We start from the raw sequence: 1,202 nt of genomic DNA on the forward strand, positions 1-1,202 counted from the left end.
CGTAAGCTCCCCCGTCAAGTAGACATTTCATAAGTAGAGTTTCTGGTGTAGCGATTCATGTAATCAGAGGGCGTTAGATCCCCAAGGGCATCGTGCGGGCGTAGCTCGTTGTAGTCGTTCATCCACCAGTAAGTGATCTCCCGGACCTGGCTCAGGCTGTGGAAAACATACAAGCTCAGGATCTCTTCCCGGTAGGTTCGATTGAACCTTTCGATGTAAGCGTTCTGGTTCGGTTCTCCAGGTTGGATGTAGTGGATCATCATTCCAGCAGCCTCAGCCCAGGCTACGAAGTCACCACTTAGGAACTCGGGGCCGTTATCAGTTCTCAGCACGTGCGGAAGGCCACGCTCCTGCTTCAACCGCTCGAATACGCGAATTAGACGCCTGCCGGTAATCGAAGTGTCGATTTCCACACTGAGACACTCACGGTTGAAATCGTCGATGACATTGAACGTACGAAATGTCTTTCCACAGTAGAGCGTGTCGCTCATAAAATCTGCCGACCACACCTGGTTTGGTTGCTGAGGTACCCAAAGAGGCTGCTTGATCCGCTTTGGCAACCGCTTCTTCGCTCGGCGCTTCAGGTTGAGCTTTAGATCACAGTAGACCCGATAGACGCGCTTGTGGTTCCATCTGTGGCCCGTACGGCGAAGGGCTTTGAAAGACTTCCAGAAACCCCATCGAGGATGACGTTCCATCAGCTTATTCAAAGCGTCGATGACGTGTCCATCGCGCTCAGATACCGGCTTGGGAACTCTGTAGAAGGCCGCACGAGAAATGCCGACACAGGAACAACTTTGCTGCACGGTCAGCTTGTGCTCTTCAACCAGGTGAACGACTGCTTCGCGTTTCGCCTGCGGCCCTAGAGCTTTTTTTCGATCAGGTCCTTGAGCGCATGGTTCTCCAGCGCGAGGTCAGCGTACATTCGTTTGAGCCGGGACAGTTCCGCTTCCATCTCTTTCATGCGCTTGAGGTCGGAAGCTTCCATGCCGCCGTACTTGGACTTCCAGTTGTAGTAGGTTGGCTCGGAGATGCCGTGCTTTCGGCAGATGTCCTTCACAAGAACTCCGGCGTCGGCCTCCTTGAGAATCGAGACGATCTGCGTCTCAGTGAAGCGTGACTTCTTCATGTAAAACCTCCTGGCGTTAAATAATGCCAGAAAGCTCTACTTTTCAAGTGTCTATCTTCTGGGGGAGCTTACG

Annotated in this window: 1 protein-coding gene; it reads right to left on the minus strand. The window is 52.8% G+C overall.

The features are described from left to right. Window positions 1–14: 14 nt before the first annotated feature. Window positions 15–1,129, minus strand: a protein-coding gene (locus GMST_RS22035) for an IS3 family transposase (protein ID WP_183356857.1) whose coding sequence is annotated in 2 segments (ribosomal slippage) — window positions 15–868 and window positions 868–1,129 — 1,116 coding nt in all. Because the reading frame shifts where the segments join, the coding sequence is not laid out codon by codon here. Window positions 1,130–1,202: the final 73 nt, after the last annotated feature.

The organism is Geomonas silvestris (assembly GCF_014193515.1).
GTDB lineage: Bacteria > Desulfobacterota > Desulfuromonadia > Geobacterales > Geobacteraceae > Geomonas > Geomonas silvestris.